This is a genomic window from Paenibacillus prosopidis, assembly GCF_003337375.1.
Classification (GTDB): Bacteria; Bacillota; Bacilli; order Paenibacillales; family Paenibacillaceae; genus Pristimantibacillus; species Pristimantibacillus prosopidis.
In genome coordinates this window covers 200,793-215,864 of record NZ_QPJD01000013.1, presented here as the reverse complement: position 1 = coordinate 215,864, position 15,072 = coordinate 200,793, and the positions used below count along the sequence as shown (strand labels likewise).

General features: G+C 45.1%; 10 protein-coding genes and 1 pseudogene. All 11 read right to left on the bottom strand.

What is annotated here, in order from left to right; translation table 11 throughout:
* Nucleotides 1-72: 72 nt before the first annotated feature.
* The 11 genes and pseudogenes from DFP97_RS20710 to DFP97_RS20660 all read right to left on the bottom strand — a co-directional run bounded on the left by DFP97_RS20710 (nt 73) and on the right by DFP97_RS20660 (nt 14,997).
* On the bottom strand, nt 73-1,257 hold the full coding sequence (locus DFP97_RS20710) for a glycoside hydrolase 5 family protein (RefSeq protein WP_114382091.1): 1,185 nt from the start codon (nt 1,255-1,257) through the stop codon (nt 73-75).
* Nucleotides 1,258-1,411: 154 nt separating this feature from the next.
* Nucleotides 1,412-2,950 (bottom strand): ABC transporter substrate-binding protein, encoded by a 1,539-nt coding sequence (locus DFP97_RS20705; RefSeq protein ID WP_114382090.1) that lies wholly within the window; start codon nt 2,948-2,950, stop codon nt 1,412-1,414.
* Between the two features lie 110 nt (nt 2,951-3,060).
* Nucleotides 3,061-4,665 carry a response regulator gene (locus DFP97_RS20700; protein WP_114382089.1) on the bottom strand — a complete coding sequence of 535 codons (1,605 nt, stop codon included), beginning with the start codon at nt 4,663-4,665 and terminating at the stop codon, nt 3,061-3,063.
* Nucleotides 4,662-6,398: a sensor histidine kinase gene (locus DFP97_RS20695; RefSeq protein WP_181873609.1), complete on the bottom strand. Its 1,737-nt coding sequence runs from the start codon at nt 6,396-6,398 to the stop codon at nt 4,662-4,664. The genes DFP97_RS20700 and DFP97_RS20695 overlap by 4 nt, the downstream gene beginning before the upstream one ends.
* 113 nt (nt 6,399-6,511) lie before the next feature.
* The gene (locus DFP97_RS20690) at nt 6,512-7,396 is read right to left on the bottom strand and encodes a carbohydrate ABC transporter permease (protein WP_245976469.1); all 885 of its coding nucleotides are present in this window, start codon (nt 7,394-7,396) and stop codon (nt 6,512-6,514) included.
* Nucleotides 7,397-7,409: 13 nt separating this feature from the next.
* The gene (locus DFP97_RS20685; RefSeq protein ID WP_114382087.1) at nt 7,410-8,375 is read right to left on the bottom strand and encodes an ABC transporter permease; all 966 of its coding nucleotides are present in this window, start codon (nt 8,373-8,375) and stop codon (nt 7,410-7,412) included.
* A 213-nt stretch (nt 8,376-8,588) separates the two neighbouring features.
* Nucleotides 8,589-9,761: a glycoside hydrolase family 43 protein gene (locus DFP97_RS20680; RefSeq protein ID WP_114382086.1), complete on the bottom strand. Its 1,173-nt coding sequence runs from the start codon at nt 9,759-9,761 to the stop codon at nt 8,589-8,591.
* Between the two features lie 13 nt (nt 9,762-9,774).
* Nucleotides 9,775-10,344 carry an alpha-L-rhamnosidase C-terminal domain-containing protein gene (locus tag DFP97_RS31650; protein ID WP_245976480.1) on the bottom strand — a complete coding sequence of 190 codons (570 nt, stop codon included), beginning with the start codon at nt 10,342-10,344 and terminating at the stop codon, nt 9,775-9,777.
* A 9-nt stretch (nt 10,345-10,353) separates the two neighbouring features.
* Nucleotides 10,354-12,606 (bottom strand): annotated as a pseudogene (locus DFP97_RS20675) (family 78 glycoside hydrolase catalytic domain); the annotation flags it as partial.
* A gap of 63 nt (nt 12,607-12,669) precedes the next feature.
* On the bottom strand, nt 12,670-13,731 hold the full coding sequence (locus DFP97_RS20665) for a family 43 glycosylhydrolase (RefSeq protein ID WP_181873608.1): 1,062 nt from the start codon (nt 13,729-13,731) through the stop codon (nt 12,670-12,672).
* A 258-nt stretch (nt 13,732-13,989) separates the two neighbouring features.
* Nucleotides 13,990-14,997: an endo-1,4-beta-xylanase gene (locus DFP97_RS20660; protein ID WP_245976479.1), complete on the bottom strand. Its 1,008-nt coding sequence runs from the start codon at nt 14,995-14,997 to the stop codon at nt 13,990-13,992.
* Nucleotides 14,998-15,072: the final 75 nt, after the last annotated feature.

Genomic DNA, 15,072 nt, shown 5'->3' with positions numbered 1-15,072 from the left:
TTATCGGTACAAGGTGTACTGGGTGTTACAAGTTTTGATCCGAATGACTCATCATGATCATCATTTCTCGCATTAACCGATGATTCTTCTCCCGACGCTATGAAGATCTTCTGTACCCCCCGCAAGCTCTTGCAGGACGATCGCTTTCTTACGTGGAGCGAATCCATGTTTTGCTTCTTTGAAAAAGCCATAGTGGTCTGCCGGCTCTTGATTCTCACCGCCCCGATTCAGGGTATCTTCAAGCAACCGAAACGCGTGAACAGTGTGAATGTACGGCATGCGCTTGCAAAGCTCAAACACATTTCGATAATATTCGGCTTGCTTGGCTTCGATCTCAGGTTTCCCGCAGTCCTGAAACCCGAATTCAGTCAGAAGCACTTTCTTATGCCCGTCGCCATATCTTCTCATGACGCGATAAGCCGCATCCGACCAATCTTTCCACAAGTCCCCCGGTTCATCGAACAGTGTGTTAACCTCGTCAACGCTCTTGATCTTATCGAGTTCAAGGCAAAACATGTAAGGATGCCACGAGAGCATATCAAAATAATCGTCCGTCTTGTCCGACCAAAACTTGCCGGAAACGATGCGGCTATAAACCCCCTCTAATGCTTGTGCGATCGCATATTGAATAGGCAAATAGTATGGCAAATCCCCTCCCAATGTACGAAATAGAGGGCAAGGTGAGAATGAAACCACCTTCGCTTGCGGGTTGGCGCTCCTTATGCCCTTTGCAGAGAAATACATCAGGTCGACTGCAATATCCATTTTTTCCTCGAGCGTAAGAGGATTCTTCCTATCACTTTGAAGGAATCCATCAGGATGTAGAAAGTCGTTACTATTCCATTCATTCCCTACTTGCCACATGGTCACTTGCGGGAAACAGGAAACCAAGGTATGCCATGACTCTTCCAGCATGTGAAGCATTTGCATATAAAGGCTGCCAGGTGTTAAATCCCGCGTAGGAACAGCCCATCCCTTCGTCTGTTTACAGCCTTCAGGCAGAAACCACTCATGGCTCATCCCTGTCACTTCAATATCAAGCTGTGCGGCCTTCTCCAATAGCTTCGTGTATCGTTCGATTTTCGACTGGTTGGGGGTAGAAGGGTTCTCCAGCAGATCCGGAATATGCATCCAGGCGCGCCAGGCGCCAAACCCGACCGCATCCACTAACTCCAGCATTTTTTCTGCCGAAACCCCTTCCGTTCCTTCTCTGGCCGTAAGCGGTTCGCCAATCCCAAATAATCGATTCTTTGCCATATCATTTCCTCCTAAAGTTCGTTTTTCTTGATCCTATTGCATTTCGCACAGAGCATCTATCGTTATAGCGACTATTTGACTAACGCTTTTACGATTTTTTTAAGCCAAACTCAAACGAAAGCCGGATCTTCAATGAGATCCGGCTTTCGAATAATCATTGTTTTGCAGCCGCCCAAGCGTCCAGCTGTTTTTGTTTCTCAACGATCACTTTATCAATTCCTGCAGCTTTCAGTTTGGCGATGAACTCCGGCAACCTCTTGGTTGGATCAATGGTTCCTGTCTCCAGTATCTTTCTATATTGTTGCACTACATTGTTGAGTGCCGTAATTTCGTTCTTGACCGGCTCCGCGTTGAAGGAGAACCCGAGGGCTTTCGATTTAACGGCTTCTTCATTAAATGCCTTCATTTTAGTCCACACATCCGGTTCCGTGTCTACGTGTGTGTAGGTTAGGAATGGATTGGCCATGAGCCAGCTTTGGGTTGCATAGTCGACAGTCGTCTCTGGAAGGTCGATGGAAGTTTCCGTTACTTTCATATAATGCTTCCCCTCGACTCCCCACAGCATCAGATTCGCGATATCTTTATCCGTATACATGAGATTGAGGAACATCATAGCGCGTTGCTGATTTTCAGAATTCTGGGATATTGTCCACATACCAACCATCACATCCGAAGTCGCCGAATAAGCTTCTGGCAGTAGATTCACAAATACCATTTCTTTACCGATACCACGCTCTTGTTCTGAGACATATCCCGGTTTATTTCTGGCGAAATAGGAAAATGCTTTATCTTCCTTCACCATGTCAATCTCAGGTATCTGGGTCGTTGCCGCATCCTTGTTAATGTAACCTGCCTTGAACCATTGGTGCATCCGATTTAACAGGTCGGCATATTCGGTTGATTCATAATAGTTCTCGATCTTCAACCCGTTGTCAAAGCCTGGTAAGACGCCAAATCGGTCACCGAGTCTATCATACGTTACATAAGAGTCTAATGGACCTCCAGTTCCGATCGCAAGCGGAGCCATGCCAGGTTCATTTTCCTTAATCGTCTTGAACACGCTATCCAAATCATCTAATGTCTTAATGGAATCAATATTGATCTTATACTTGTCGAGCAGATCTTTCCTCATAATAATTCCGCTTTGTCCTGCATAGTCATGAAGCGTAGGCACGCCATAGTGTTTGCCGCTAACCTCGGCGCTCTTCAGGTATTCGGTTCCAATGGCTTGCTTAATCCCTTCGCCGTATGCCGACAGAAGCTCATCAATCGGTTCAATTTGTCCCATCGCAACTTGACTTGGGTAACTTTGTCCGAATGTAAACGCTAAGTCCAACTTTTCGCCGCCGGACATCATCAGATTCATCTGTTGTTGCCAAGCGCCTATGCTAATCGGAAGAATTTTAACTGTCGCATTGATTTTGGCTTGCGAGATTTTGTTAATCTCGGCCTGAACGACTTCTATATCCTTCGGGATTGATCCGAAGACCGGCATGGCAAGCGTGATTTCGTATGGATCTTTGGTTGCTTCGTCCCCACTAGTGGTTGCTTGTCCCCCATTTTCCTCGTTGGTAGTTGGAGCGGTTGAATTATTGCCTTCATTATTGCCGGTATTTGACGAACAGGCGGCAAGCAAACTAATGAATACAGCAGCAGCAAGCAACAAACTAAAATATTTCGTTTTCCTTCTCATGGTACTCCCCCTGGTAAATGTGGTTTAAATACTTCTTCAGCATAACTCTATACGGGAATACCAACTAGCACTTTGACGACATAATCGGTAGCGTTTTCACGACATGATTTTCATGTTATTGTTCTAAACTGGGCTCTGTACTCCGTCGGACCCATTTCAGCATATTTCTTGAATATTTTAGTGAAATGGGAGAAATGCGTGTAGCCAACAGATGTTGCGATCAAACTGATAGGTATGTTCGTTTGGGTTAATAATTCCTTAGCTAGTTTGATTCGTTCCATAATGACATAATCAGATATGGAATAACCCGTTTCTTTTTTGAGCAGTCTTGTCAGATGATCTGGATTTAGAAACACTTGTTCAGCAATTAATTCCCGAGACAAATCTTGGTCGATATTCAAGGCAATATAGCGTTTAACAGTCTGGACGACTGTGATTGATTCTTTAATAGCTTCCGCATGATCCATTGCCTTATTCACGACATGACGCACCAATGTGAGCATATCGGTGACGGAACGATCTGCAGTCTGGAGGAGTTGCCTCGAATCCTCATCGCCAAACAATTTATCGGCTTGGATTTCTGTGCTGTACAGATAGGAATATACTACTTGCATAAAGACCTGGTTAAATTGATGAAGAATTTTGGCATCCAATCCTTGGTTCCTAGCGAGTTCGTCAAGATACGCTTCAATTTCTTTTATCACGTATTCTTTCGATCCCGTCTTCAACAAGGAGGACAATAAGCTAAAGTAAGGAAGCATAATCGGCTGATCGATCTGTTGGAGGTCTCGGTAAGGATGAACTTTGTTTACAAAAGCCACGTTATTACGATCACGCGCTTTCAAGTCCGCGACCATGCTTGCCATCTCATATGCTTCGACGGTTTGGCCGAGATAACAAGATAGATCGCTATAAAAATACCGATTGCAAGCATCAATGTACTGACGGCAAGCGTCTTGCACCTGATTATAGCCCCAATCTGCCCCGCTGTCGGCTGTTACGATCACGAGCAGTTTGCCCTGATCCAGGTGAAAGCATATGCCGTTCTCCTTGTTACCAATGATGACTTCTTCGGCGGTATTCTTAAGTGCGTACTCCAGAATCTTCTCATCCCTGTGCTTCAACGTTTTATTCCATCTTTGAACGCCTATTAAGATAGGAAGAAAAATCGAATCTTCCGTAATCGGGATATGATGACACTCGATCTGCTCGCGGATCGCAACCGGGTCGCTTGGCATCGAATGATTAATGAGGTCAAGCCAGAAACGTTCAATGATAAGAGAATGATGTTTTAACCATAATTGATGGGACTTGCTATTTCTGCTAATTTCCATATTTCGATCGATTACACTCTGCGCTTTGCGAATCGCTTTCTCTAAATCGATAGCGAGAACCGGCTTCAGTAAATAATCAAGACATCCAAGCTCCAACGCTTCCTTAGCATATTTAAAATCGGCATGACTTGTCAGAAATATCGTTGCCGTGTTTGGATGATGCTCCCGGACCCATGTTAACAGCTCCATTCCGCTGCCTTGCGGCATTTCGATATCGCAGAGCATAATGTCGATGACTTCATTCTCAAAGATGTCTTTCGCCTGCCTGATATTATAAGCCGTGAATAATCCAGTGATCCCAAGTTTGTTTAGATCAAGATCAGACTTGACGCCTTCCACGGCATGTATTTCGTCGTCGACAATGATCATTTGATAAGTCATAGCATTTCCTCCAATTCCGGTTCAGTTGAAAGCATAATTTCCACGACCGCACCCCCGGTTACCGTATCGTTAAAGTATCGAATCGTTACCGTATCGTTATACAACAGCCTTAACCGGCGCCCGATGTTCCAAATTCCTGTATGCTCGCCCCGATCGTTCTGGACGCTTCTTCCTGCTTGCAATTCTTTAAGCACGTCATCCGCAAATCCTCTACCAGTATCTTTAATGATTATTTTCATCCCCTTCTCTTCTTCCAAGAAGTCAATCTGTACCGCGATGTCGATGGGCTCGTCCAACGTAACGGCATGTTTGATCGAATTCTCGACGAATGATTGTACGATGAGAGGAGGTACCGGAGTTTCCGTTAAATAAACAGGGGCATCAATCGTCCAAGTGAGCTGTCCAGGGAATCGCAGGCTCTGGATATTCAGGTAATAACGGGTATGCTCGAGCTCATCCTCCAGCTTCACGAAAGAAGTATTGCTACGGAACAAATAACGAAAATATTGAATCAAGGACATCGTCATTTCTAGGATCAGTTCGAAGTTTTTGACCTTGGCCAGGTTATAAACGATGTTCAAAGCATTCAGGAAGAAATGGGGGTTAACCTGCAGTTGCAATCGCTGCAGCTCTTCTCTTTGCTTATTTAATTGTTCTTCGAAAACATTGACCCGAAGCATCTGGATCTCGGTCATCATGGAGTTGAAAGAATTGCCCAAGATCAAGAATTCCTCGGATGTCTTATGCATATTCACCTGAACGCCCCAGTCTCCGCCGCGTACTTTCTTCATAGCAAGCAGTACCCGGTTTAAAGGAATCAAGAAAGACCGTCTCATCAAATAAAGACCGACTGGAATGAATACCATAGCCCCAAATGTGATAATCCATATAACCCGTTGCAAGTAAGGAAGTTTGTCCAGTATGTTCTTATCCGGTATAAGGGCGAATAGGCTGAAATTCCCCCTGCTGGAATGCTCGCCAACTACCAGGTACTTACGATCCGAACCGGATAAGTAATAATTCGTCATGTCTTGACGGAGCTCGATCCCCTTGTCCAATATGAGGTTTGTAACCGTGATCGGTTTACCCTGATCGTTCGCGAATAGGATCTCGCCTTCCTTACCTAGTTTCAATGTTCGCAGAGGTGCGATTAATTGTTTCGTTCTAACCCAAGCGCCTAGATAAGCATCTCCCGCTTTGACGATATCGATGAGGTAATGTTCATCACCGATCTGATGATACTGCCATCTTTTCGTGATGTCTCCTTGCATCTCTTTCTTGCGATGTATCAAATCGATGACATAATTTTTAATGCTCTCCCTTTCAGTGTATCCACTGGAAATATCCATGTATTCTTGCCTTTTCTCTTCATACACAAAAAACGAACTCAATGAAGGATACCATGCCATCTCTTGAGAAAGTTTGTTGTACAAATAGAATTTCGCCGTATAATAGTCGTCATCCGTCACCGCTTGACCAATCGCTAACAAGTCATTACCGAAAGCTAAAGTATTCATGTATGCATCCACATCGTTCAAGCCTTCATCAATTTGATTCATATAGAGAGTAAAGGTATCTGTGTAAGAATCAGCGACTTGTCCGCGAACGACATGAATCGCATAGAAGTTGTTATAGAATAGCAAGCCTACAAGCGGCAGTGTCATGATCAATACGCTTAAGGCCAATTTGGTTTGCAACGAGGATGTTGACCAATGCCACTTACGGATATTCATATCATTCAGCTCCTTATTGCACGTTTCTATTTCCATCATACATGCAAAGAAAGCCCAAAAGCCACAACCGGATTTTTTCCAGTTATGGCCTCGGATGTATACGAGGTTATGAATCAGCCCTTCACGGCGCCAAGCATAATCCCTTTGATGAAATACTTTTGAAAGAATGGATAGGCTATCAGAATGGGAAGAACCCCAATTACCGCAATGGCCATTTTGATCGTGTCGGACGGCATATCCTTTAAGGCTTCACTTGAATTGCTGCCCATATTGTCTCTGATGTACTGAACGTCCTGCATAATGCGATTCAACAAATTTTGAATGCTGAAATACTCGGGTTGGGTGATATAAACCATACCGTTCTGCCAGTCATTCCAATACATTATAGTTGAGAATAAACCTATTGTAGCAAGGATAGGCGTGGATAGCGGAAGAACCACGGACCATAATGTACGGTACTCCCCGGCGCCATCCAACTGTGCAGATTCGATCAGAGCCGGCGGGACAGACGATTGAAAAAAACTTCGCATCAGCAAGATGTAAAACCCGTTCATAAGCAAGCCCGGAACGATCAGCGCCCAAATGGAGTTCTTCAGATCGAAAATCTGCGTATAAACAAGGTAAGAAGGAATAAGTCCACCATTAAACAACAAACTGAAGAAGATAATAAACATTATTGGATTTCGGTTAGGTGTTTCATTTCTGGAGAGCGGGTAGGCTAAGAGCGTCGTCATGGCCATTCCCATTATTGTACCTACAACCGTTACGAAGATCGTAACACCGTATGCTCGTGCAATGTCCGTTCCTCTTTCGTACAAATAGGAATATGAATCAAAACTGATTTCCTTGGGAAAGAAAGAGTAACCGTTCGCTATAATGGCACTCTGATCCGTAAGCGATGCCGAAATGAGCAGAATGAACGGGATAATACAAATTGCAGCGAATAGAAACATCACGATATGACTGAACCATGTTAAACCTATGCTTTCATTTTTCAAGTGGTACACCTCCTTAAAATAACGCGTTGTCTTTGCTGTAAAGCCGTACTGAGTAGTTCGCCAGCACAACGAGGATAAATCCGACGATGGACTGATATAAGCCTGCTGCGGCAGACATGCCTAGATCGCCCGATCCCATTAATCCATTGAATACATAGGTATCAATCGTGGCCGTCGTTTCGAATAGCGCTCCTGAATTTAATGGAACCTGATAGAACAAACCGAAGTCGGAATAGAAGATCCGTCCGACGCTGAGCAGGGTCATCAGAATAATGATTGGAGTGATGATCGGCAAGGTAATGTGACGAATCTGCTTCCAGCGACTTGCCCCATCGAGCCTTGCCGCCTCATAATATTCCTCGTCGATCCCAAGTAAAGCGGCGAAGAAGACGATGCTGGAGAAACCGATTCCCTTCCAGAAATGCACGAGCGTCAGAATCACCGGCCAATACTTCGATTCGAAATACCACAAAACCTCATCTTCGATGCCCAGCCATGGAAGAATCGTTTTATTCATGAATCCAACCTCCGGACTCAAAAAGGCGTACACCAGGTAACTGACGATTACCATCGAGATCAGATGGGGTAGCGTAATAAGGCTTTGGTAGGCCTTCAGCAGCAACTTGTTCTTGATTTCATTCAGCAAGATCGCGCAGGCCAGTGACAACACGGTTCCAAGAACAAGGAACACGACATTATACAGAATCGTATTTCGTGTAATGATATACGCGTCCGAGGTCTTGAAGAGGTACTCGAAATTGTCGAATCCGGTCCAGTCGCTTTGAAGAATGCCTTTGGCGAAATTCACATCCTTAAAGGCGATGACGATTCCCGCCATGGGGAGATAGTTATTGAATAGCAGGTAAAGCAGACCGGGAATCATCATGGTCATAAGCGGCCAATATTTTCGGTATTTGTTCTTCCTTTTCTTTCCTTTCAGTACGTCCAGCGGGACGGCTGCCGATGTGGCTTGTTCCATATTTCGATCCCTTCCTTGTCCTTATTATGTGTCTTAATCACATTATAGGAGATACAAGTGTGCCTAAATAGCAGTATGACGACTTCTTCAATAGCGGTTTGACGACATCAATCGACTGCTTACCAGTTCCATTACTTACCCTGATGACCCCAAGAATGAAAAAGTGGCTGTCCACTTATAACTGCAGTGACAGCCCCTCATTCTCTTCCGAAGTTAACGCTCGATTCCAGCTAGATCAGCTGCAATTTCCATAATCTTCTCATCGGTCAAATTGGCTTGCGGAATACGGACCAATTGCTTAAGCGTGAAGGCTTTTCCCATATTTGCCGTCGGATTCATCGAAATCCCGGGCAAATGTTTTTCCAGTACGGCGGCAGCCGCTTCGTTAGTCAATAAATCGCCAAGCCTGCTATTCTCGTCAAAGGTCATCGTAAGCTCTTCCGATTCGTCACGTTCATCATCTTGTCGAACGACAGCGCTAACTTGCTCAAGGGTTATGTTACCGTCCTCTTCAACCATGGGAATAATGATGGGACGTTCCTCTGGCGTAATATTTGGAGAATGTAACGTTAGCATTAGGTTTTCTTCAAATGTACGAAAAATCATCGCATGCCCGCCATCGTTATTATAGATGGGGGCAGCATCATGCACCCAAGGTCCTGTTATGACTCCACTCGTGGACCTTGAAATACCTTGTGCATATACATTATTAACAAAACTAGCCCAGAGCATTAATAATTCACCATTAGAAGCCTTATACATAAATGTTCCATCTGTAATAAAGTTTTCTCTTGACTTTAACTCAGGATTTGGAAAATTAGGCGGTAATTCGAGTGGAGTGGGCCAAGGAGCTTCTGAAGCTCGAAATAAAACGATGGGTTTGCCAACAGCTTCCTTCAAGTCTTCTGACAGTCTCATCGCACATATTTCCCCGTCTCCAACTTGCATCCACTCATGGCAGAATACCATCCAGGGTTGTCCATCTTCGTCCCTGTAGAAGGTTCCGTCCAAAGAGTGCCATTCTGCAGGTGTTACTGGGCCTTCGCTATGCGGTTCGAATGGTCCGAGTAAACGATCGGAGCGAAGTATGGCCGTTCCCCTATGGTTATTGTCTTTTCTAAAGAAGGTAGCAAACATATAATAATTTCCGTTATACTCATGGACCTCTGGAGCCCAAAATTGTTGTTCCGAATAAAAATCCTCATTCGGTTTAAAAACCGTATAAGGCCCTTCCCAATGATTCAGGTCTTCTCCAACATAAACATCAAACCCCGTACCTTCGCTCCATATATTTTTATCCGTACTGCCATACATGTAATATTTTCCATCCCTCTTATTCGTAAAGATAAATGGATCTCTGATTTGAATATCCTTGTTATTCTGCATTGAAATCACCCCCTTATTGATATTTAATGTTCTTTAACTTAAGGTCCAATGCATCCAATACTTCCGCTTGAATCTGAGATAGAACATGTTGGCTAAGATATCGTAAGGACTGACCTTTAGACAGCATACTTGTCGGGATAGCCCCGATCTGTGGAAACACCTCGCTCACAGCCTGTTTGGCCTCATCGTTTAACAGCAGCTGCTCTACTGGAAAATACGTGCTGTAGCGATAGATATAGTCAGCCTCCGGCATATAAGCGAATTCCCAGATTCCGCTGACTAGTTGGAGACGGACCCCATTCATGAATGGTTCCGACTCGATTCCTTGATCCTTCAGCGGCTTCCCATTCAAGAGAACGTTCTCCAGCTTCGCATCAGGCAATTCAATCGTAGCCGTTGCATGGAATGGAATGACGAACCGGAAATTCAACTCCCCGTCTTCATTCACAATCCATCCACTCTCATACAGACCGGCTGCCGACTCCAGGGATGCCTTAGCGTATCTCAATCGGGCATCCGGCTTCGGTGCCAACAACACATGCCTGAAACCAGGTTTGTCTTCAACCGGATTAATGCCTGCCATATATCTGTACATCCATTCCACAATGGAGCCATAGGCATAATGATTTAAGGAGTTCATGTCCGTACCGCTAATCTTGCCGTCAGGCAGCACCGAATTCCATCGCTCCCATATCGTCGTAGCCCCCATGGTGACCGCATACAACCAACTCGGATAATCCTTATTCAAGAGAAGCGTATACGCCGCTTCATTCAAGCCGGATTCCGATAGCGTCCTGCATAGATATGGGGTTCCTACGAACCCTGTTTTCAGGTGGTCATTATCTTTTTTGAGACGTTCCCTCAACTCGTCGATGACCCGAGCTTTGTCCTTCTCTGGCGCAAGATCCATAAAGAGTGTCAGAACCATAGAGGTTTGGGTATGCAAGGCAAAACGACCGGTAAGGGTGAAATATTCCTTCTGAATCGCAGCCTTTACTTCGTTTGAAAGCTCGTCATATTGCTGTGCCAATTCCATTTTACCCAGTACCTTGGCGGCTTTGGCGACCAAGATGGAAGAATAGCAATAATAGGCGGAAGCGATAAAGGCTGTCTCAGTCCCCCCTTCAGCCTGTGAAGGATCGTCGCCGTCCAAGGCAAGCCAGTCCCCGAAATGGAAGCCCGTCGTCCACAGTCTTTTGCCTCCGGAGGCGTCATCCTGTCGTTTGATATAATCCACCCATGCCTTCATACTGTCCAACTGCTGCTCCAGAATCGCTTTATCCCCTGTATGAAGATAGAGGGTCCAAGGGATGATTGTCGCGGCATCCCCCCATGCACTGGAACCGTTCCCCGTAGCGGAAGTCGTCTGTGGCACAAAATGGGGCACCGAACCGTCTTGTGCAGCTTGCTCCTGCCAGAGATCATAGTTGTACTTACTGAAGAAGGCATAGGTGTCCATATTAAACGTAGCTGTCCCTGCGAAAACCTGCGCGTCTCCGGTCCAGCCCATGCGCTCATCCCGTTGTGGACAATCCGTGGGAACGTCCAGAAAATTCCCCTTTTGCCCCCACAAGGCATTCAGGAACAACCGATTCACCAGGGGATTGCTCGTTTCGATGTTGCCGGTTATTTCCATTTCGGAATGGAGCACGCAGCCTGTAAAGTCTTCGATGTTCAGATTTCCTACCCAGCCCGTAACCTTCACATATCGGAATCCGAAGTACGTGAAATGCGGCCTAATCCAGCCGCTCTTACCATCCGAAATGTACCGGTGCTCCGCCTTGGCTGTCCGCAGATTTTCCTGATAGAAGTCGCCTTCCTGCAGCAGTTCGCCATATTGCAGGAGAATTTCCACTCCCTTGGGAGCGCGATTAGCAAACTGAATCCAGCCGACCATATTCTGACCCATGTCGAGCACGTTTTCACCAGCTGGAGTGGTAATCACTTCTACAGGCTTAATCGTTTCGTTGATGATAACCGGAAGACTCCTTCTGGCTTGAAGCTTGTCATATCCGATGTCCACTTTTTCCACACCATAACAGGTGTCGTCACACAATGTGGCATCGTAGAATTCCCCGTCATACAGGTCACTCTCCACGATCCGGCTTTTCTTTGCTTGCCAGCTTTCATTGGATTGAACAAAAGTCGTTGATCCGTCTTCATGAGTCACTTCAATTTCGCACAACAAGGAGAATCGGTCTCCATAAATCTCAGACTTATTATCGAACCCAAAACGTCCTTTATACATTCCATTGCCAAGGACAACCTCAACGGTGTTAATCCCCTGCTTAATCAAATCGCTAATATCATAGGTCTGGTATTGCAGCCATTTGTCATACGCATTGAAATTCGGAGTAAGCTACTCTTCCCCGGCTTTCCCCCCGTTGATCTCCATTTCGTACAAACCCAAACCGCATACATAAGCTCGAGCGCTCTTTACTGCTTTGGAAAGGGAAAATTCCGTGCTTATAGCAGGATGGATGGTCTTGTCCAAGTTTGGCGTGATCCAATCGGCGTTCCATGCTTCCTGAAGCTTCGCCGTTTCGAACCACGCTATATCACTAATCGCTTCATCTCCGTTATCTGCCCAAACCTTAACCCGCCAATAATAGCGGGTTTTCGGCGTAAGCGGGATGGGCAGCTCGTATGCCAAACTGTCGATCTGTTCACTCTTGCCGCTGTCGAATACAACCCTCGTAATGGTTTCATCAAGTGATACTTGAATTTGAGCTGCGATCTGTTTGATTGCCGTAGTATCGGTTGCTACATAAGACAGGCGTGGCGTGCCAAGTTCAAATCCAAGAGGATTGGATATTCGATTGGTCTTTAAACGTGTAATTTTCATTTTTATTACCCCTTTACAATTTGAAAGCGAGCCAACTGTCTCATTCAGTTGGCTCGGTGCTTCCTATTCGTAATCTTCAATTCGCCATTCCTCTTTCCAATCCAGATAAGCCATCTTCCCCTCAAAGCGGAATGGCAGCCAAACATAATCTGCCTTATTCGTATTCTCTTCCGCATTATAAGGCTGTCTTCTCTGCGTCGCAGTAGGGAAGGGTTCGTCCGTTCGATTCGGATTATACATGCGGTCGAAGCCATTCCGGATGTCTTCGTAAGGAATAAATCCCGCCTCATCGGTAATCCAGCGATCCGCCAGAGCGATATAGAGATCTTTTTTCTTCGGATGCTTAAATATACATGAAATCTGGGACCGGAAAGACGTATTCGTGCTATCGTTCACATGGGGGTTGCCCAGAATATCGAAAGGACCGTGATAGGTTCTCGCGCAAGAGACTTCGGATGGATTCGGGTAGTAGCCTGTCGACCCTGATGTCACCAAATATTGAAGACCATTACGTTCGAAATGGGCAGGCGCTTCGCGAACGTAAGGGGGATGAATATTAGGGAAATGAGTGGAGTAATATCCGGTTACATCCGTGTAATCGGAGGTAAGATCCGCACATATCAATTCGCTGTGAACCCTTTCGAAGTAATAATAGGCTTTTCCATCCTGAGCTATTACTAAGTCGAGATCTCCGGCGCTCATATTTAACGGACGGTATTTGGTTCTTACCATCGTATAAGGTCCCAATAATTGATCCGAGGTTAAGATGGTTAACGTCTGGGTATGATCCTTTTCCATGATTTTCAGCCAGCATACATATTTCCCGGTTTCCTTGTTGTAGATAATATGCGGACGGTCCATGTTGCTTGACGGATGAAGAGAAGAGGTGACATCGTCCTCCACAGGTGGAATAATCAGCCCCTCATCCTTCCAATTGTACAAATCCTTCGAGGAGTAACAACGTACTCCCCAATGCCAGATTCCGCTTCCTGGAGTCGTTTTCTCTTTGTTCTCTCCGTACCAGTAGAAGGTATCGTTCTGGTAGAAGATGGAGCCTCCATGGGCTTGGATTCGTTTGCCTTCCGTGTCCAGCCAAACTTGTCCCGGTCTAATCGATGATTGCATGATGGATTCCTTCCTTTGTTTGAAGATTACTTACTTCCGCTCCCTTAATGCCGATCAAATCAGTATCGAGTAACGAGTTACTTTCAGTTCTACAGCCGCCACCGTTTCCAATCTAAATTAAGTGACCTTACTCCAATAAAATACCGGAATAAGGTCGCTTAATGACAATTACGTATCTACTTGACGGGGAATAACTTCAAGTCATCTTCGATGACTATTGGACAGCTTGATTTACGGTTTATGAATCCCGCCTTCATTTTAACCGTTGTATCGGATGGCATCTTCAATGATCTGCTCTGTCCATTTCTTTATCTTGTGATCCTTATCGAACAGCAACGCCTGATGTTCACGTCCAGGACAGAATAAGTCATCCAGCCATGTCATATCATCCGCGACACCCCAGGTCAATACCGCGTCTACCGTATCAGAGTAACGACGGCAGATATCAAATATGCCGCGATATAATTCTGCCTGTTTATGATGCATTTCCTCGGTAATTGGAGAGGAAGGCGGGAATACACGGTCACGAAGTGAATAAGGATTTACATCCATCTCCGTTATATGGATTCGTAGTCCTAAAGAAGCAAATGCTTCTACGGTACGTTCATATTCATCCAGATTACATTCTACGATATTGACATGGGCCTGTAATCCCATACCATCAAGCGGTACTCCCCTGTCTAACATCCCTTTTACCAATCTCAGCATGCGTTCACGCTTAAAGGGAACAAATTCGTTATAATCATTGTAGAAAAGCTGTATATCCGGTGCGTACTTTCTTGCAATATGATAAGAAATATCCAGATAATCCGGGCCGATCAATTCCAACCACTTGGACTGTCTCAAGTCTTCCCCGGGAAAATCGTTGATTGCCTCGTTTACAACATCCCAACTGGAAATCTGTCCTTTAAAATGTTCGCAGAACGCCTTCATATGGCTGTCGATACGCTCAATCAGAATTTCCCTGGAAGCAGGCTTGTCTCCATCCACGAATAATTCATCCGGTACCGCCATGTGCCAAATTGGCGCATGTGCACGAAGAGTCATTTGATTATCCTTAGTAAATTTTACAATTTCATCGGCTTCTCCAAATGTAAAAATCCCTGTTTGCGGCTCAATCGGTTCCCATTTCATTGCGTTTTCTGCAACAGCACAGTTAAAGTGCTTTTTAATAATGGCACCATGTCTTTTTATGCTCTCGCTACTAAGACATGCCCCTACCTCAAAAAATTTTTTGTGTGCATCGCTAAGAGAAATCATTTCCACCTGTTCCAATAGATAACCTCCCACTATAAAATAATGTTTTCTTGCTGTTTTTGTTGATAGTAAAGTCAGTGCCTT

What these genes read in the sequence shown, in the direction of transcription:
- DFP97_RS20710 (WP_114382091.1), bottom strand. Translation starts at nt 1,257, where the DNA reads ATGGCAAAGAATCGATTATTTGGGATTGGCGAACCGCTTACGGCCAGA.
- DFP97_RS20705 (WP_114382090.1), bottom strand. Translation starts at nt 2,950, where the DNA reads ATGAGAAGGAAAACGAAATATTTTAGTTTGTTGCTTGCTGCTGCTGTA.
- DFP97_RS20700 (WP_114382089.1), bottom strand. Translation starts at nt 4,665, where the DNA reads ATGACTTATCAAATGATCATTGTCGACGACGAAATACATGCCGTGGAA.
- DFP97_RS20695 (WP_181873609.1), bottom strand. Translation starts at nt 6,398, where the DNA reads ATGAATATCCGTAAGTGGCATTGGTCAACATCCTCGTTGCAAACCAAA.
- DFP97_RS20685 (WP_114382087.1), bottom strand. Translation starts at nt 8,375, where the DNA reads ATGGAACAAGCCACATCGGCAGCCGTCCCGCTGGACGTACTGAAAGGA.
- DFP97_RS20680 (WP_114382086.1), bottom strand. Translation starts at nt 9,761, where the DNA reads ATGCAGAATAACAAGGATATTCAAATCAGAGATCCATTTATCTTTACG.
- DFP97_RS31650 (WP_245976480.1), bottom strand. Translation starts at nt 10,344, where the DNA reads ATGGCAGGCATTAATCCGGTTGAAGACAAACCTGGTTTCAGGCATGTG.
- DFP97_RS20665 (WP_181873608.1), bottom strand. Translation starts at nt 13,731, where the DNA reads ATGCAATCATCGATTAGACCGGGACAAGTTTGGCTGGACACGGAAGGC.